The sequence below is a fragment of the Thioalkalivibrio thiocyanoxidans ARh2 genome (assembly GCF_000385215.1).
Taxonomy (GTDB): Bacteria; Pseudomonadota; Gammaproteobacteria; order Ectothiorhodospirales; family Ectothiorhodospiraceae; genus Thioalkalivibrio; species Thioalkalivibrio thiocyanoxidans.
The window spans coordinates 21,979-39,886 of record NZ_ARQK01000030.1; the positions used below are offsets into that span (position 1 = coordinate 21,979).

A 17,908-nucleotide genomic window follows, 5' to 3' on the forward strand; every position below is an offset into this window, starting at 1 on the left:
TTCCGCGACGAAAAAACTTGCCCAATCGGGGGGTTATGCCCTACATTGGCGCACGGTACCTGCTGGCGGATATTGCGCCCGGGCGCCTCGAATTACCCGCCGATCTGGTCCTGCACAGTGCGACTACATGCGACCAGACGGCCATCGCCCAAAAGCGAACCTGTGACACTATTTCTTCTAACCCAGTCCTGTCTCCCCGGCCCCGCATCCCGCGGACGGCTGGTCCCGTGGCTATTGGTGAACACCTGGCTGGCGCGTTGGATTCCTCTTCGCGCCGCCATGGCGAGCATGCGTCTCGAAACGTCGACGTGCCGCCTTCGTTCCGCACCACGTGGCCCCGGGCTTGTGACCGACGTACAGGACGATCGACCGAGTCCATTGCATGAAACGCATCCTGATCAATGCCACGCAGCCCGAAGAGCTGCGCGTGGCCATGGTCGACGGCCAGCGGCTGTACGACCTCGACATCGAACTGCCTTCGCGCGAGCGCAAGAAGGCCAACATCTACAAGGCCAAGATCACCCGCGTCGAGCCAAGCCTCGAAGCCGCGTTTGTTAATTTCGGCGCCGAGCGCCACGGCTTTCTCCCGTTCAAGGAGATCGCCCCCTCCGCAGTTGGCGCACCGGCCGACAGCGACAAGCCCATCCGCGAGCTGCTGAAGGAAGGGACTCAGCTTCTCGTCCAGGTGGAAAAGGAAGAGCGCGGCAACAAGGGTGCGGCGCTGACCACCTATATCAGCCTGGCCGGGCGCTACCTGGTCCTGATGCCGAACAATCCCAAGGCCGGTGGCGTATCGCGGCGCATCGAAGGCGAAGACCGCGCGGAACTGCGCGAGGCCCTGTCCGGCCTCAACATGCCCGAGGGCATGGGCGTGATCGCCCGCACCGCCGGCGTGGGCCGCAGCACCGAAGAGCTGCAGTGGGACCTCGACTACATGACGGCCCTGTGGTCGGCGGTCACCGAGGCAGCGGAAAAGGCCAATGCCCCGGCGCTGATCCACCAGGAAAGCAACGTGATCATCCGCGCCCTGCGCGATCACATGCGCAACGACGTGGGCGAGGTCATCATCGACGATGAAACCGTCTACCAGCAGGCGGAGGACTTTGTCCGGCTGGTGATGCCGAACAGCCAGCGCAAGCTGAAGAAGTACGACGACCCGGTCCCGCTGTTCAATCGCTACCAGATCGAGAGCCAGATCGAGAGCGCCTTCGACCGCGAGGTGCAGCTCCCCTCCGGTGGCGCCCTGGTCATCGACCACACCGAGGCCCTGATCTCCATCGACGTGAACTCCGCGCGCTCCACCAAGGGCGGCGACATCGAGGAGACCGCCTTCCACACCAATCTGGAGGCGGCCGAAGAAGTGGCGCGCCAGCTGCGCGTGCGAGACCTCGGTGGTCTGATCGTGATCGATTTCATCGACATGAACGCCAACAAGCACCAGCGCGAGGTGGAGAACCGCCTGCGCGAGGCGCTGGAACTCGACCGGGCGCGCGTGCAGGTCGGCCGCATCAGCCGCTTCGGGCTGCTCGAGATGTCGCGCCAGCGTCTGCGCTCGTCGCTCGGCGAGTCCAGCCAGATCACCTGCCCCCGCTGCCAGGGGCATGGCCAGGTGCGCAGCGTCGAGTCCCTGGCCCTGTCGATCCTGCGCCTGATCGAGGAAGAGGCCATGAAGGACCGGACCGGCCTCGTCCTGGCCCAGGTACCGGTCGATGTCGGTACCTTCCTGCTGAACGAAAAACGGGCATCGATCAACGACATCGAGGCCCGTCACCGGGTGGACATCAGCATCGTCCCGAACCCGCAGTACCTGACCCCGAAATTCGAGGTCCAGCGCGTACGTGGCGACGAGCGCGAAGAGGTCGTCAGCGGTCGCGGCTCGCACGAGCTGATGGAGACGGTCGAAGAAGACACCGACCCCCACGGCGAACGCCGGGGCAAGGTAGAGAAACCGCTGGTTCAGGGCGTGAAGGTCAAGGCACCGGCCCCGATGGCCGAGTCCCCTGCCCCGCAAGCACCGAGTGAACCGGTTCAGCAACCCGGCTTCTTCACCCGCATCTGGTCGTCGTTGTTCCCCAACGCAGCCCGCAATCAGGAGGCCGAGGGCGAGCAACAGGAAGAGGGACGCAAGGGCGGCAAGGCCGGGAAGGGCGCACAACGCACCGGTCGTGGTGGCGGCAACAATCGTGCAGGCGGGCCCGGTCGTCGTCGCGGCGCGCGTAGCGAAGCCGGCGACAGCCGCGAGACGGCCAAGGGTTCCGCAAACGGCAAGGGCGATTCCCGGCAGGACGCCAGCAGCAGTGGCGATGAGGGCGGCAAGGGTCGCTCGCGTCGGCGCGGCGGAGGCGCTGGCGGCAGCGACGCGGCCACCAAGACCCGCGACACCGAAAGCAGGGCCACAAAACCGAAGGCGGAGCCGGAAGAGCCTGCCGCGAAGGACAAGGAAACACCCGCCCCTTCAGGGGACGGATCGTCCACCGGCGACGACGATGGTTCCAAGGGCCGCACCCGTTCGCGCCGTTCGCGCCGAGGCGGTCGCCGCCGGGGAGGCCGTGGTCGCAACGGCAGCAGCGACGACAGCACGGGCAACGCAAGTGGCGGGACCCAGGGCGACGACTCGAGCAACGAGTCCGACCAGTCCGCCGCCCCTTCAAGCCCGGAACCGCAGAAAGCCGGCAAACCCGCCAGAAAGGGTTCCGGCAAGGGCAGTGGCCAAACAGCCAGCACCGAAGCCGATTCGGGCTCCAAGGCAAAATCCGGTGGTGCCGATACCGATGCCGGACCCTCCGGAACAACAGCCACGGACACGGGTTCCGAGTCCGGCACCGGGGCCGAGAAGGCCCCTTCCCGGACGCAGCAGCCCCGCGCACCCGAGAGCGCGCAAAAGGAGGCCGAAACCCCCACGGCTGCCTCCGAGGACACGCAAAAGGAGCCCGCAGCCCCGCGCCGCTCGAAGGGTAGCGCAAAGCCGTCGAAATCGGCCGCTTCCGGGAATAAGGGCGATTCCGCCTCCTCCGAAGAGAAGCGTCCAGCGGGTGAATCCAGCGCGGGCGATGCGTCCACCCCGCCCAAGGCGCCCCGACGCAAGAAGAGCACTGACCAGGACGAGGGCGACAAGCGCACGGACACGCCCGCGCCCGCCCAGACCGACGAGGGCTCCCAGGGCAGGTCAAATCAGGAGCCGCAGGCCGAGCAACCGGCCCGCAAACCCGAGTCGGTATCCGAACCCACCGGCAGCTCGGACGACAAGACCCGCGATTGATCGCTCCGCGGGGCCGATAACCGTCAGACCGTTATCGGCCCCCGGGCCCATCCGGGGTCATTCTGATTGGGCAAAGCCCCTCAGGACACGCGTTCCAGCGCGTGCTCCCGGCAGACATGGTCCAGAAGACCGTCACTGGCAGCTTCGACCAGGTCCATGACGTGGACGAAACCATCCGCTCCCCCGTAGTACGGATCGGGCACCTCGCGTTCGGGGTGTTCCTGGGCAAATTCGAGAAACCGATGCAGCCGTGCGCGCGCGCCTCCAGGCCGAATCTCCAGGGCATTGCGATAGTTCGCCTCGTCCATGGTCAGGATATAGTCAAAGTGCTCGAAATCTTCTGCCTCGAGCTGCCTGGCGCGCAGGTGGTCGAGGTCGTACCCGCGACGCCGAGCCTCCTCCCGCGCCCGCGGATCCGGACGCGCCCCGATGTGATAGCCGGCCGTCCCCGCCGAATCGACCTCGATGCAGGAGTCCAGGCCCCGGTCCCGTACGCGCGTCTCGAAGACGCCGTGAGCCATGGGCGAACGGCAGATATTGCCCAGACAAACCATCAGCACTCGTATCTTTTGCATGCCTTCATCATGTTCGCGAAGTGAGCGCACAGCATAGCAAAGCAAGGCCCCGGCACCCGCCTGTAGGCGCCACCAGCGGGGTATGCGATGCTGGAATGGTGTCTGTTTGGCCACATGCACGTTTTCGAGCAGCGCCCCGGAGACCCGATGCCTGACTTTACCGGCCCCCGCCCTACCGGATTGCCCGCGATCGGCATTGATCGCACGGGCTCGCGCCCGGGCGGGATGCCGACACTGGAAACCGGTACTCGGCTTCAGGTCCAGATCATCGGGCAACTGGCCGAGCGCGGGGTGCAGTTGCGCCCGGTATCACCCTCCGGTGCCCAGAGCCCGGCGGCCCGCGCCCCCAGCTTCAACGCACAGCTGGCCACACCGCTTCCCAGCGCGCTGCTTCCGGGCAATCAGGCCGGACCACGCATGGCCCTCGCCGAGGTCGTTCGCACCGAACCGCGCCTTGAGGTCCGACTGCTGCCGCTGCCGGGATCCGGACCCACGGGTGGCGCCTCGACCTCCGTCCCTGCCACGGGGGCGAACCCGGGCCAGGCGAGCACCAGCCTGCCTGCGACTGGTCACCAGGATCCCGCGCAATGGTTGCTGCGCGAACTGCGCCACCAGATCCCCGGTGCGCGGGGCCTGGCCAACGGCATCCAAACCCTGCAAGCCACGCTGGCTTCGGCGACGGCGGCGGCCCCGCAGCCCGGGGCGAACGAAGGCCCGCTACTGCCGGCCATGAACCGCCTGCTCGATCTTGCGCCGCCCGCTGTTCGCCTGGTAACGCCGGAGGGTGTCCATCGGCACATGCAGCAGTCCGGCCTGTGGCTGGAGGCCATGCTGGCGCAGGGCGCACGCGCAAACGGATCCACCGCACCGGCACAAGACCTCAAGGCACAACTGCTGCGGGTGGCCGAGCATCTTCGCCAGGCCGGAGAAAACCGTGCCCCGCCCCCCGCAACAACCAACCCCTCGACACCACCCGCCCCCGCCAGTGCGGCGGCACTGCCACCCCTTGGGCCACTGACAGGTCTCGTCGAGGGGATGCTGAAGCGCATCACCACCCTGCAACTGCAGTCGCTGCCATCCAGCGTTCAGGGTGACGACGAGGGCCAACCTCGCTGGTTCTTCGAACTCCCCTTTCGCAGCCCGCAAGGGATCCACGCCCTGGCCGGCCAACTACAGCACGAGGCAGGCCGCCCTCCGGACAGGCCGGAAGGCTGGACGCTGGTGCTGGACCTTGATCTGCAGGCCCTCGGGCCAACCCGTGTCGCCATCGCGCTGCGCGATGACCGGGTATCGGTGCATTTCACCGCCGAGCGGCCGGAAACCGCCGCAAGCCTGCAATCGGGCACCCCGGAACTGCGCCAGCGGTTGATCGGCCGTGACCTGAGCATTGGCTCCGTCTCCGTGCGCGAAGGCCGGGTGGAGCCGCAGGATCCTGCGAGCGTCAACCTGCGCGACGGGCTGCTGGACGAGCGGGCCTGATGCGATGAGCCAGCGCCGACGCCCCTACGACCCCGATGAACCGCAAGTTGCGCCACGCGACCCTGCGCAGCAGCGTGCGGTCGCACTGGAATGGGATCGCCAGCGCGCACCACGGATCACCGCCAGTGGCAGTGGCGTAACCGCGGAAGAGATCCTTCGCATCGCCGAAGAACACGGGATCCCGCTGCATCAGGACCCTGGTCTGAGCGAGGCACTGGCGCAGGTGCCCCTGGGCGAGGAAATCCCGGAAAGCCTCTACGTTGCGGTGGCCGAGGTGCTGGCGTTTGTGTTCGTGCTGGCCGGCATTACGCCCGACGACCGCGAACAGGGATACCGCCGCAACGACTCCGGCGCCGGCAACTGAAGACCGGCAGCGGGAATCAGCGACGGCTGGCGGAACCGGGGGCGTGCAGGCTGTACAGGAGATCGAGTTCCGTGGTGGTCAGTCCGCACATCCGGCGCACCTCTTCCCGCTCGCGGCCCTCCCGGATGAGTTCGATCGCCTGCTGATAGGCGCCGTCATCGGCGTCGCGGGCGCGCAACTCGCTTTGCTGGTCGTTCAGGCGCTCCAGCGCGCGCTGCACGGCAGATTGCGCCTGGCTGTGGTTGACAACGCCCTGGGAGATGACCTTCATCGCGCCCTGCAGCGCCATCACCGAGGTGGCCTGACGCTGATAGTCCTGGCGCAGGGTCGCGAGCTGGCGCCGCAGGGTCAGCACCAGGGAGACGGCGAGCACTGCCACGACGGTCGCCACCAGGGCGATTGCCGCGACAATCCAAACCAGAATGCCTTCCCCCATCGACCCAATACTCCAAACGGTCCAGCCGCGATTGTCGCGTGAATTGCCCGGATACACCAGCCGCCCCGATCCAGCGGCCCCGTGGAACGGGTGGTCAGGCGTAATCGTCGATCAAGCCCTTGCGGGGTCGCTTGCCACGATCACGCGGGGCGCGCTGCTGCGTGGGCTTCACGGCCGGACGCAGCAAAGGGTCGCGATCATGGTCATCGCTGAGCGTGCGACCGGGCACCGTGGTGTGGACCGGACGCACAGTGGTATTGCTCGTGGTCGAGGGGTTAACGGGCCGAACCGAGCGGTCCGGCTGAAGTTCATCCACCATGATCCCACCTCCCGCCACCTGACGCGTTTTCGGGAACCCGCTCTTTTGATCCTCACCGATGCGAGCCGGTTCCCGTTTACCGAATCGCCGCCGGTTCCTACAGCTCCCGCAACTGGGCCCATTCCTCGTCGGAAAGGAGCTTGTTCAGATCCACCAGGATCGTCAGCCCCTGATCCGTACTGGTCACACCCTGGATGAACCGCGAACTGTCGTCGTTGCCGACCTCCGGTGCGGGCTCCACCGAATCGAGCGAGATCCGCACCACCTCGGATACGGAATCCACCAGGATGCCGACATTCTGGTTGTCCACATCGATGATCACGATGCGCGAGGCCTCGTCCGGCTCGCGATCCTCCAACCCCATGCGGCGGCGCGCGTCGATTACGGTCACGACGTTGCCCCGCAGGTTGATAATCCCGAGGATATAGTCCGGCACACCGGGCACGGGCGCGATCTCGGTGACCTTCAGCACCTCCTGCACCTGCAGGACGTCAATCGCGTAGGTTTCCTCCGCGAGACTGAACGTCACATACGGGGCGGTGTCGGCCTTGGCCATCGCTTCTACGTCTTGTGCGCTGCTCATGTCTTCCTCGTCGCTCGCGGGCCCGCGTCGCGGGCCCGGTGTTCGGTTCCTGAATACGTTATCGGCCGCGCTCGCCCTGGCTTGAGTCCGGAGCGCCGCCCACCTCCCAGTCGCCCTGGTCCAGGGTGCGATCGAGGGCATCCAGATCGAGCAACGTCGCCATCTGGTCCCGTTCGACCCCGGCCAGCCAGGGCAGCCGCTTGCGGTGGCTGCGCCAGCGCAGGTCCTGCGGTTCGATCACGCGGGTCCCCTGAATCGCGCGACAGGCCAGTGCGAAGCGGGAACCGGCCAGAAACACCACATGGCGCGCCGTTTCCGGTTCGTATTCGCGATCCTCGGGGGTCACCACGGCCGCGAGATCAATCAGCTGTACGCGCCCCTGTTTGGTATCGGCCAGGCCGAGATACCAGACCGAGTGATTGGGCGTTGGGCGCACCTCCAGATCGTCCAGCGGGGCAACGCCCCCCAGGGACGCAAGCGGTGCCAGCAGGGTCAGATTCCCGGCTTCCAGCACCAGGGCGGAGAACCGTTCGGTCGGGCGTGGATACTCGTCACTCTCGATGACCGTGCGCGCTGGGGCCGGAGGTGCCACGGTTTCGGCCACCGCGGGGTGCTCCCTTTCGACCACCGGCTCCGACTCGGGGGGCGCCGGCCGGGGCTCCAGGATATCCGCGCGCAGCAGGTGGGCCGGCGCGGCCGGCTCGGGCTCGTCCAGCAGACTGCCAAAATAGTCGTGCAGGGCCTCGGGCTCGGCCTTCAGTGCCAGGTTGTCATCGCGAGAACCGTTCATCCCTTCTGCCTCCGGGCATGCGGCTGAGACAGCTGTCCGCCAATCGCCTCCAGCAAGTCCGAATACGCGAGTACGCCTCGTGCATCCGGAATCATGAAACACAGTGGCTGGCCGGCGCTCGATGCATCGCGAAACTTCGTATCGACCGGAATCACACCCGGCCATACCTCTTCGCCATAGAGACGGCGCAGCTCGGCAAGTGCCTCGTGCGCGGCGCGGGTACGCCGATCGAACAGGGTCGGGATGATCCGGTAGTGCAACTCGGCCTTGCGCGACTTCTGCACCATTTTCAGGGTGTTGATCATGCGCTCGAGCCCCTTGAGCGCGAGGAATTCGGTCTGGACCGGGACCAGCAGCTCGTCACAGGCAGCCAGCGCATTAACCATCAACACGCCCAGCATGGGGGGGCAGTCCATCAGCACATAGTCGTACTGGTCGGCGACCTGCTCCAGCGCCTGGCGCAGCACCAGCCCCATCCCGCTGCGCGTACCGAGCTGTCGATCCAGCGTCGCCAGCGCCGTGCTGGCCGTCAGCAGATCCAGCCCGGGGAAGCGTGTCTCGCGGATCAGGCCTCGCGGGTCCGGGCGCTTGCCCTCCGCGCACTGGCTGAAGAGCTCGTACACGCCGCGTGTGGCCGTCTCCGGGTCATGGCCAAAATAGGCGGTCAGGGAACCGTGTGGATCCACATCCACCATCAAGACGCGCTGCTCCGGCCCGGACAACAGGCCACTCAGGGTTACTGTTGTCGTGGTCTTGCCCACCCCGCCCTTCTGGTTGGCCACTGCCCAGATCTTCACTCGCCATCCCCCTCGTTCCCGTCCGTCCTCGGCGCCTCCAGCGACAGCGGCAGGTCTTCACGCAACTGCTCGGGCTCCTGCGCCCCGTCTTCGCGCGGACGTGCGCCCGGCAGGACCACAATCGCCACCCGCCGGTTCTCGGCCCGACCTTGTTCCGTCTCGTTGCTGGCCACCGGTCGATGCTCCCCGTACCCGAGGGCCACCAGGTTTTCGGGTTCGATACCCGCTTCCTCGAACACGCTGACCACCGCCGCCGCTCGCCCCGAAGAAAGCTCCCAGTTGGAAGGATAGACCGCGGTCTGTATCGGGACATTGTCGGTATGCCCCTCGACATGCACCCTGGACACGCGCGGCGCCAGGATCTCCCCGACTTCATCGAGCAGGGTCCGCGCCTCGGGGTTCAGCGTGGCCGAACCGCTCGCGAACAGCAGACGACTGGTGATCTCGATCTCCAGCCAGTAGGCCTCGCGGCTTACGCGAAGATCGCCATCCTCGATCAGCGGCGCCATCGCCATCTCCAGCTCGTCCGCGACTTCGGCCAGCGCCTCCAGGAATTCCTGCAGTTCGTCGTCCGTTTCGGTTTCGTCGAGCAGCCCCGAGAAGGCCATGTCGATGGGTGCCACCCCCTCGTCGACCAGGCCCGGCTGCACATCGATCGGCACCAGCGCACGCATCTCGTCGAGGGAATGCTCGCGCGACAACGTCGGCTCTCCGACCTGAATGGGGTCGGTCTGGGCCGGCGCGCGGAAGGCATCGACCAGTGACTCCGACAGCACGCGATACTTGCCGTCATCAACCGAGGAGATCGCATACATCACCACGAAGAACGCCAGCAGCAGCGTAACCAGGTCGCCATACGGGATGGCCCAGGCCTCGTGATTCTCCGCTTCTTCCTGGCGTCTGCGCCGAGCCATCGCGACCTCACTCGTGGATGAAGCCGCTAAGCTTGCTTTCGATGTTGCGCGGGTTTTCGCCCTCGGCGATGGCGATCAGGCCCTCCATCAGCATCAGCTGGTGCTGCGAGCGCTTCTGGATAATCGACTTCAGTTTGTTCGCCACCGGCAGGAACAGCAGGTTGGCCGACGCGATCCCGTAGATCGTGGCGACAAAGGCCGCAGCAATCCCCGCCCCGAGCTTGCTGGGGTCCGCGAGATTCTGCATGACCGCCATCAGCCCCATCACGGCGCCGACGATGCCGAGCGTCGGGGCGTAGACCCCCATGCTCTCGAACACCTTGGCACCCTGGGTATCGAAATGCTCGCGGTTGTCCAGATCGGCCTCGAGGATCTGGCGAATGGTCTGCGGCTCGGAGCCATCGACCAGGAGCTGCAACCCCTTGCGCGCGAACTCGTCGTTCTCCTCGTCGGCCAGTGTCTCCAGCCCCAGGAGCCCTTCCTTGCGTGCCACATTGGACCACTCCACGATGCGCCCGAGCATCGCCTCGTTGTCGATCCGGGGTGGCTTGAAGGCCCAGGGCAGGATGCGCATGCCGTGCAGAAAGACCGCCATGCGTGCCTGCACCAGAGTCGCCCCCAGCGTTCCGAGGACCACGATCACGAACGCAGCCGCGTTCCACAGCGCCCCAAGACCGCTGCCTTTCGCGATGCTTCCCCCGAGCACCGCGACGAGCCCCAGGGTGACCCCGATGAGGCTCAGGATATCCATCTAGCAAAACCCCTTCACCAGAGCCGGACCCACATCCGGCAATGGATAGACCTGGTCGACCAGCCCGGCTTCCGCTACCGCGGCCGGCATCCCGTAGACCACCGACGTGGCGGCATCCTGTGCCCAGACCTGAGCACCGGCGCCTTTCAGTGCGCGCGCACCTTCACGCCCATCCGCACCCATCCCGGTCAGCACCACGGCCAGTACCTGCCCGCGCAGGGCCTCCACCGCCGAACTGAACGCCGCATCCACACTGGGCTTGTAGATCGTGCCCAGCGGACTCTCGGCAACCCGTACGGTCGTCTGGCTGCCGCGCTCCAGGGTCGTCTGCATGCCACCGGGAGCCAGCAGGGCCACTCCCGGGCGCATCACATCCCCATCCTGCGCCTGCTTGACGCGGATCTGGCACATCGCGTCCAGACGCTCCGCGAAGGCTGGCGTAAAGCTCGCGGGCATGTGCTGAACCAGCAAGATGGGCTGCGGGAAGTTGGCGGGCAGGGCCTTGAGTACCTCCTGCAAGGCCACTGGTCCCCCGGTGGACGTCCCAATCAAGACCGCTCGAACCTGGCGCAGCGGCACCGCCGGCCGACTGACCGGCGGTGCCTGTCGCTGTACCTCGGCCGCCTTGCGATCGGACTCTTCGCGACGCGCGGACGGGCGTGCCTCGACCGCCGGTCGCGCACTCCCGGGCTGGCTCACCGAGCGGGCACGGCTGCGCGAAAGGCTGCGCACCCGCCGACGCAGTAGCATGCGCGCGCTGTCCTCGTCGGACGCGATATCGCTGAAGCGTTTCGGCAGAAAGTCCACCGCCCCGGCTTCCAGTGCATCCAGCGTCGCCTGAGCCCCCTCGGTGGTCAGGCTCGAGAACATCAGTACCGGCCGCGGGCTCTCCGCCATAATCCGCCGAACGGCCGTGATGCCATCCATCACGGGCATCTCGATGTCCATGGTCACGACATCCGGGTCCAGTTCCTTGACCTTGCGAATCGCCTCCTCGCCGTTTTCCGCGCTACCGACGACCTCGATCCCTGCGTCGGCATCCAGAATCTCGCTGATGCGGCGGCGGAAAAACCCGGAGTCGTCCACCACCAGTACCTTTACCGGCATCCCTAGCCCTCAACCGTTTGCGCGGGTCGCCGGGTACGACCCGCCGACGGGATCTTGTGGGTCAGCAGACCGACCAGATCCCCGACATCCAGGATCAGGGCGATCCCGCCATCGCCTGTGATGGTGGCCCCTGCCAGCCCCTTCACGCCTTGCAGATTCTGCCCCAGCGGCTTGATGACCACCTCTTCCTGGCCCACGAGATCGTCGACCACGAGCCCGACCTTCCGGTCGGCGGTGTGCACCACGACCACATGCGAGTCGGGTTTCGCCTCGGGGATGAACCCCGGCTTCAACCACCGCTTGAGGTAATGTATGGGAAGCGCTTGATTTCTGACGACAATGACCTCCTGATCGTCGACATAGTGGGTCTGTGTCAGGTCAAGATCGAGGATCTCCGAAACCGACGCGAGCGGGATCGCAAAGCGGCGACCGTCGAGGATCACCATCAGCGCCGGGAGGATCGCCAGTGTCAGCGGCAGCTTGACCCGCAGTGTCGTCCCGACACCCACCTCGGAATCAATCTCGATGGTGCCATTGAGCTGCGAGATCTTCGTCTTGACGACGTCCATCCCCACTCCGCGGCCCGACACGTCCGAGATCTCGGTCTTGGTGGAGAAGCCCGCCATGAAGATGACGTTGAAGGCCTCGCGGTCGGTCATCCTTTCCGCCATGGCCGGTTCCATCAGGCCCTTCTCGACGGCCTTGCGCCGCAGGGCCTGGGGATCCATACCGCCACCATCGTCCTTGATGATCAGCGCGATGTGATCGCCCTCCTGTGCGGCGCCCAGCACGACCGTACCCTTGCGGGGCTTGCCGGCCTTCTCGCGCACGTCGGGGGTCTCGATGCCGTGGTCCACGGCATTGCGCACCAGGTGCACCAGCGGATCGGACAGCGCCTCCACCAGGTTCTTGTCGAGGTCCGTATCCTCGCCGAAGATCTCCAGATCGATCTCCTTGCCGAGGCTGCGCGACAGGTCCCGAATGACGCGCGGGAAGCGGTTAAAGACCTTGTTGACCGGCTGCATGCGGGTCTTCATCACCGACGTCTGCAGATCGGAGGTCACCAGCGCCAGCGAACTGATCGCCTTGCCCAGCTCGTCATCCACATGCTGGCTGCGCAACATGCTGAGGCGATTGCGCACCAGCACCAGTTCCCCGACCAGATTCATGATCTCGTCCAGGCGCTCGGTGTTCACGCGTACCGATGTCTCGCTCTGGGGCGCCTGACGCGAGCCACCCCCGGCCGGCGCCGGCTTTGACTGTTGTTTCGCGGCCTCCGGGGTCGCGGCCGGCTTGGCCTCCTCGACCGGCTCCGGCTCGGGCCCCGCATTCGGCTCCTCGGGCGTGGCCGGCTCGCTGGTCTCGGCCGATGATGCCACCGACTCGACCGCAGGAGGCCCGCCGCCCCGCGCCTGCAGTTCGTCCAGCAGGTTCTCGAACTCGTCGTCGGTGATCAGATCGTCGCCATCATCCCCGGCCGCGGCCTCCGCCGCGTCAGCGCCTGACTCGCCACCAGGAACATCCGCCGCACCGGCACCCTCTACCGCCTGCGGGGCCCCCTCTCCGTGCAGCGTGTCGAGCAGGGCCTCGAACTCGTCATCGGTGATCTCGTCATCTGCACCTACCAGACCCGACTCTTCGCCTCCGTCTTCACCCGTTGCCATGGCCGTGGCTTCCACCTCGGCGGGGGGTGCCGGTTCCGGCTCGGGGGATTCGTCCGCTGCCGGGGCAGCCTCTGATTCGGAATCGTCGGCCACGTCCTCGTTGTTGGCCATCTTCCGCAGATCTTCGACCAGGTCCGCCTCCGCGGGTGTCGGATCGACCCCGGAGCGCAGGTCGCCGAACATCACGTTCAGCGTATCCAGCACCCGGAGCATCGTGTCCATCAGGTGGCCATCAACGCGGCGTTCCCCATTGCGCAGGAGGTTGAACACGTCTTCCGCGTGATGGCAGACCGTCACCAGCGCATCGAGGCTGAGGAAGCCCGCGCCGCCCTTGATGGTGTGAAAGCTGCGAAATACCGCATTGAGCAGATCCCGGTCATCGGGATTCTGCTCCAGGTCGATCAGCTGCTCGTTCAGCCCTTCGAGCAGTTCCCCGGCCTCGATCAGGAAGTCCTGAAGGATTTCGTCATTGGGGTCGATGGCCATTCGGTCTCTCCGTTCCGGTGAGGCTTGCCGTTGTAGGGTGGGTCCAGGGGAGACGCCGATTCAGGAATCGGCGGTTGTCTAGAAGCCCAGACTGGACAACAGATCGTCCACCTCGTCCTGTCCTTCAACGACATCCTGGCCGGAATCTTGAGTCTTCGGCACCGTAGGACCGTGACCGCGTCGATCGCCCTCGCGCCGATCGTCGTTGTCGTCCAGTGTTTTCTCCGCGGCCTCGATCGCTTCCATGCGCCCACTGGACAGCCGGATCAGCGAGACCAGGTTCTCCTCGAGATCCGTTACGAGCTGTATCACCCGCCGGATCACCTGCCCGGTTATATCCTGATAGCTCTGCGCCATCAGCACTTCCGACAGCAGGCGCCGGAGCTCATCGGTGTCGTGGCTGGCTTGCGCAAAGAACTCGTCCAGATCGCGCGCGAATTCGCGGAACTCATCCACCGACAGCTGGCGGTTGCGAAAACGGGTCCATTTGGCGGTCAGTTCGCCGGCCTGCTGGCTGAAGGACTCGGCGATCGGGAGGCTCGTTTCGATGGCGGTCAGGGTTTCATGCGCCGCTTTCTCGGTCATGGTGACCACGTAATTGAGGCGCTCGCGAGCATCCGGGATCTCCGCCTGGGTCAGCTCGACCAGTCGCGAATCACCACGGAAACTCTGCAGGGCCTCATGAAGGTCACGCGTCAGCTTGCCGAGCTCGTCGAACAGTTCGCGATCATACGGACGCGCAAGGTCCTGAATCAGCGCTCGCGCCGTGACGTCATCCCCTGCTTCAAGCACCTGAACAAGCTCGCGCGCGCGTGCGAGCTGCTGATCCCCCACCGGTTGTTCCTGGTCTGTCATCCAAAGCCCCTTGCTCGCTCCTCATCCCGGACGTACCGACCGGGACTGCCCCCCTGGCCGAGGCCTTGCTCGTGCCCGAGGATCCCGCCTGCCATACCCAGATTACCCCTGAGATTCAATGCGTTCGAAGATTTTATCGATCTTTTCCTTGAGCGTTTCAGCGGTAAAAGGCTTTACCACGTACCCGTTTACGCCCGCCTCGGCCGCCTCGACAATCTGATCACGCTTCGCCTCCGCCGTCACCATCAGTACCGGCATCGTCTTCAGCTTCTCGTCGGCGCGCACCGCCCGCAGCAGGTCGATGCCCGGCATATTGGGCATATTCCAGTCAGTGATCAGGAAGTCGAAGTCGCCGTTCTGGAGCATCGGCAGGGCCGTGCTGCCGTCATCGGCCTCATGCGTGTTGTTGAAGCCGAGATCACGCAGCAGGTTCTTGATGATCCGTCGCATCGTGGAGAAGTCATCCACGATGAGAATTTTCATTCCCTTGTCCACAGGTCACTCCGGGATTGATTATGCATGTGGGTACTAGAGCGTGGCCGTCAGAATAACTGCAAAGCCTCGCCATCTTCGAGCCAGGAACCCAGGCGTGCGCGCAGCCGGATCACGGCCTGACTGCGGATCTGGCTGACGCGCGACTCGGTCACGCCCAGCACCGCGCCGATCTCGCGCAGATTGAGTTCCTCGATGTAATAAAGCGAGAGTACCAGGCGTTCCCGCTCGGGCAGATCACCCAGCGCGGCGGCCAGCTCCTCGCGAAACTCCCCGGCCTCGATCGTCCGCGAGGGCGAGGCCTCCGCCCCCTCGATCACCCGGTCGGCATCGCCGTCGGTGCCGCCCAGGTCGTCCAGCGCGAACAGATGGGCGCCGGCATGGTCCTGCAGCATCGTGTAGTACTCGTCGATCGGGACTCCGAGCTCCTCGGCCACCTCGACCCCGCGTGCCGCGCGCCCTTCCCGGGCCTCGACCGTCTGGATCGCCTCGGCGATCTTGCGGCTGTTGCGATGCACCGAGCGCGGCGTCCAGTCGCTGCGCCGCAGCTCATCGATCATCGCGCCGCGGATACGGATCCCCGCATAGGTGGCGAAGGTCGCGCCCTGCCCGCCCTCGAACTGCCGCGCGGCCTCCAGCAGACCGATCATGCCCGCCTGGATCAGGTCATCGACCTGGACCGAGGCAGGCAGACGAGCCATAAGATGGTGCGCGATGCGGTGCACCAGCTCGATATGCTCCGCAACACGCTGCTCGTGGCCGGCCGCGGCGACGCTTTCGTAGCCTGGTAGTCGATTACGCGGCGACATCATGCGCTCTGCAGCATCCGTTCGACAAAGAATCCGACGCCACCATCGGCGCCGCGACCCACCGGCCAGCGATCGACCGTGCGGGCAAGCTCGGTAAAGGCCTTGGCCGCCGGGCTGCCCGGATACTGCTGCACCACCGGCGCCCGCTTCTGGACGGCCGTGCGCAGATTCTGGTCCATCGGGATGTATCCCGCCAGGTCCAGGATGACCTCCGGCAGATAGTTGCCACAAACCGTCGCGAGCTTTTGCAACAGACGCTCGGCCCCTGCGCGATCCTGCACCATGTTCGTCACCAGGCGGAAACGCCGCAAACCATGGTCCCGGTGCAGGACCTTGATCAGGGCATACGCATCGGTAATCGACGCCGGTTCGTCACAGACCACCACCAGGGTCTCCTGGACGGCCCGGCAGAAGGTCGTCACCGACTCCTGCAAACCCGCTGCGGTGTCCACGACGAGTACGTCCAGCGGTTTCGAATACGCGCTGAATGCATGAATCAGCCCGTTGTGCTCCACCTGCGAGAGGTTGGCCATCGCGGCGATCCCCGACGCCGAAGGGACGACCTTGATCCCTTCGGGACCCTCCACCAGGATCTCCTCCAGCCCTTCCGCCTGTCCGGTTACCAGGTCATGCAGCGTGCGCTCCGGTCTCAGCCCGAGCAGCACATCGGCGTTCGCCAGCCCAAGATCGGCATCGAACAGCATCACCTCGCGACCCAGCCGGGCAAGTGCGACGGACAAGTTGACCGAGACATTGGTCTTGCCGACACCGCCCTTTCCGGAAGCAACGGCGATGACCTTCAACGGTGGATTAGTGCGTGGCATAGCGTCCCTTCCCCACTGGATGAATCATTTCCAGGGCCCCGCCATCCGGCGTCCCGCGCGCCGACGCCACGTGGCTGCGCGTGCCGGCGAGCTCCGCGAGCGTCTGATCAGTCCATCGTTCATCGCGCGAGGCACCACGCGCAGGACGCTCTTCTTCACCGAGCGCACGCCGCGTCAGATCCCCCGTCTCCACCCGGTGGAAATCTTCCGCGATGCGTTGACCATCGCTGACAAACGTGAGCCCAAGGTGCTGGTCGAGCAGTACCGACAACGTCTCCCCCAATTGTTCGGCCTCGTCGAGTTTGGTCAGCACCAGGGCCGATGGCTCCGTCTTCCGGAACGCCTCCAGCACCCTTTGCAGTGCCGCCGCCTGGGTGGTCGCGGAGACGACCAGCCAGCTCTCGCACCGGATACGGTCCGGCCAGCCGGCGAACAGCGACTCGTCGCCCACCGCCGCAGGTGCCTGCCCCGCCGTGTCGACCAGAATCAGGTGCCCATCCTCGGCTCGCCCGGTCATCTCCCGCAACTCGCGCGCGCCCTGCAGCACCCGCAGTGACACCCCTGCCATCTGCGCGAAGGCCTGCAGCTGGCGTGTCGCACCAATGCGCTGCGCATCCAGGGTGACCAGCGTAACCGAATCCGGCCCCATGCGGCGGATCTGGCGCAACGCAATCCGCGCAAGCGTGGTGGTCTTGCCCACGCCCGTAGGCCCCACCAGTGCCAGCACGCCCCCTTCGTCGAGGATATCGGGATGGCGCGTGGCAATTGCGCCCGACAGGCGTGCACGCAGGCGCTCCCAGGCCTGCTCTACGGTACTGTCATCGAGGATGCTGCCCGCCAGGCTGCGCGCCAGTGCCTCGCTGAAACCCCGGTCCATCAAGCGCGCCTTGCACTCCGCCGCCAGCGGATGACGCGCCGCCCATTGCGCCGCCTCGTTGTCGCTGTGCTGACGGGTAAGCAGGCTGCGCAGATCCCGCAGCTCCTGCCGCATCGCGGCCAGCTCCGGATCCGCGGGCCAGGCCGAGGCGCTGCTCGGGCGCGACGCGGCCACCGGCTCCTCGCGTGGTGCCTGGACCGCGTTCACGGCGGCCTGCTGTTCGCGTTCGGAGACCCCGGCATCGCCATCCTCGAGAGCGGCAACCACCTCCAGCCAGCCGTCGACCCGACGGCTGGACAGGATTACCGCATCTTCGCCCTGCTGCTCGCGCACCTGGCGCATCGCGTCGCGCATGTCGCGGGCCCGATACCGTCTCACATTCATCGCTGTTCTCCCGTTCCGCTCAAGGGAAACACTGATCAGTGCACGCGCTCGCGCTCGAGTCGCTTTTGCGTGCGAACAAGGCGCGGTGACCGCCGTGCAGTCATTCTGCACAAGGGAGCCGCAACGCCGTGCGCGCGCAAAAG

The 17,908-nt window shown here is 66.0% G+C and carries 18 protein-coding genes; 3 read left to right on the forward strand and 15 right to left on the reverse strand.

Features of this window, described 5'->3' with window-relative positions; all coding sequences use genetic code 11:
- Positions 1 to 382: 382 nt before the first annotated feature.
- Complete coding sequence (locus G372_RS0101810) at positions 383 to 3,259, forward strand: Rne/Rng family ribonuclease (protein WP_019624259.1); 2,877 nt, start codon at positions 383 to 385, stop codon at positions 3,257 to 3,259.
- An 80-nt stretch (positions 3,260 to 3,339) separates the two neighbouring features.
- Here the strand turns inward: G372_RS0101810 and G372_RS0101815 are convergent, their stop codons facing one another.
- A complete protein-coding gene (locus G372_RS0101815; RefSeq protein ID WP_019624260.1) occupies positions 3,340 to 3,834 on the reverse strand; it encodes a low molecular weight protein-tyrosine-phosphatase in 495 nt (164 codons plus the stop codon).
- 225 nt (positions 3,835 to 4,059) lie between these two features.
- Here G372_RS0101815 and fliK point away from each other — a divergent pair, with 225 nt between their 5' ends.
- Positions 4,060 to 5,313, forward strand: coding sequence for a flagellar hook-length control protein FliK (gene fliK, locus G372_RS0101820; RefSeq protein ID WP_026340385.1), 1,254 nt, complete (start codon positions 4,060 to 4,062; stop codon positions 5,311 to 5,313).
- A gap of 4 nt (positions 5,314 to 5,317) precedes the next feature.
- Entirely contained in the window at positions 5,318 to 5,677 is a 360-nt protein-coding gene (locus G372_RS0101825; RefSeq protein ID WP_018864342.1) for an EscU/YscU/HrcU family type III secretion system export apparatus switch protein, read from the forward strand.
- 16 nt (positions 5,678 to 5,693) lie between these two features.
- Here G372_RS0101825 and G372_RS0101830 read toward each other — a convergent pair whose 3' ends face one another.
- From G372_RS0101830 to flhF, 14 genes are all read right to left on the reverse strand, one after another.
- Positions 5,694 to 6,113: a DUF2802 domain-containing protein gene (locus tag G372_RS0101830; protein ID WP_018864343.1), complete on the reverse strand. Its 420-nt coding sequence runs from the start codon at positions 6,111 to 6,113 to the stop codon at positions 5,694 to 5,696.
- A gap of 94 nt (positions 6,114 to 6,207) precedes the next feature.
- The gene (locus tag G372_RS0101835; protein WP_018864344.1) at positions 6,208 to 6,432 is read right to left on the reverse strand and encodes a hypothetical protein; all 225 of its coding nucleotides are present in this window, start codon (positions 6,430 to 6,432) and stop codon (positions 6,208 to 6,210) included.
- Between the two features lie 97 nt (positions 6,433 to 6,529).
- Positions 6,530 to 6,988 carry a chemotaxis protein CheW gene (locus tag G372_RS0101840; protein ID WP_018864345.1) on the reverse strand — a complete coding sequence of 153 codons (459 nt, stop codon included), beginning with the start codon at positions 6,986 to 6,988 and terminating at the stop codon, positions 6,530 to 6,532.
- Between the two features lie 85 nt (positions 6,989 to 7,073).
- The gene (locus G372_RS0101845; RefSeq protein ID WP_018864346.1) at positions 7,074 to 7,805 is read right to left on the reverse strand and encodes a chemotaxis protein CheW; all 732 of its coding nucleotides are present in this window, start codon (positions 7,803 to 7,805) and stop codon (positions 7,074 to 7,076) included.
- Complete coding sequence (locus G372_RS0101850; protein WP_018864347.1) at positions 7,802 to 8,602, reverse strand: ParA family protein; 801 nt, start codon at positions 8,600 to 8,602, stop codon at positions 7,802 to 7,804. Before G372_RS0101850 ends, G372_RS0101845 begins: the two co-directional genes overlap by 4 nt.
- Positions 8,599 to 9,516 (reverse strand): flagellar motor protein MotD, encoded by a 918-nt coding sequence (motD, locus tag G372_RS0101855; protein ID WP_018864348.1) that lies wholly within the window; start codon positions 9,514 to 9,516, stop codon positions 8,599 to 8,601. The genes G372_RS0101850 and motD overlap by 4 nt, the downstream gene beginning before the upstream one ends.
- 7 nt (positions 9,517 to 9,523) lie before the next feature.
- Positions 9,524 to 10,267 (reverse strand): flagellar motor protein, encoded by a 744-nt coding sequence (locus G372_RS0101860; protein WP_018864349.1) that lies wholly within the window; start codon positions 10,265 to 10,267, stop codon positions 9,524 to 9,526.
- Positions 10,268 to 11,374, reverse strand: a complete 1,107-nt coding sequence (locus G372_RS0101865) for a protein-glutamate methylesterase/protein-glutamine glutaminase (RefSeq protein WP_018864350.1) — start codon at positions 11,372 to 11,374, stop codon at positions 10,268 to 10,270. It lies immediately after the preceding gene.
- A 2-nt stretch (positions 11,375 to 11,376) separates the two neighbouring features.
- Positions 11,377 to 13,524, reverse strand: a complete 2,148-nt coding sequence (locus G372_RS0101870; protein ID WP_018864351.1) for a chemotaxis protein CheA — start codon at positions 13,522 to 13,524, stop codon at positions 11,377 to 11,379.
- 78 nt (positions 13,525 to 13,602) lie between these two features.
- Positions 13,603 to 14,379, reverse strand: coding sequence for a protein phosphatase CheZ (locus tag G372_RS0101875; RefSeq protein ID WP_019624263.1), 777 nt, complete (start codon positions 14,377 to 14,379; stop codon positions 13,603 to 13,605).
- A gap of 102 nt (positions 14,380 to 14,481) precedes the next feature.
- Entirely contained in the window at positions 14,482 to 14,862 is a 381-nt protein-coding gene (cheY, locus tag G372_RS0101880; protein ID WP_019624264.1) for a chemotaxis response regulator CheY, read from the reverse strand.
- Between the two features lie 59 nt (positions 14,863 to 14,921).
- The gene (locus G372_RS0101885; protein ID WP_018864354.1) at positions 14,922 to 15,683 is read right to left on the reverse strand and encodes an RNA polymerase sigma factor FliA; all 762 of its coding nucleotides are present in this window, start codon (positions 15,681 to 15,683) and stop codon (positions 14,922 to 14,924) included.
- Positions 15,680 to 16,504, reverse strand: coding sequence for a MinD/ParA family protein (locus tag G372_RS0101890; RefSeq protein ID WP_038070577.1), 825 nt, complete (start codon positions 16,502 to 16,504; stop codon positions 15,680 to 15,682). Before G372_RS0101890 ends, G372_RS0101885 begins: the two co-directional genes overlap by 4 nt.
- On the reverse strand, positions 16,491 to 17,765 hold the full coding sequence (flhF, locus tag G372_RS0101895) for a flagellar biosynthesis GTPase FlhF (protein ID WP_020008812.1): 1,275 nt from the start codon (positions 17,763 to 17,765) through the stop codon (positions 16,491 to 16,493). Before flhF ends, G372_RS0101890 begins: the two co-directional genes overlap by 14 nt.
- Positions 17,766 to 17,908: the final 143 nt, after the last annotated feature.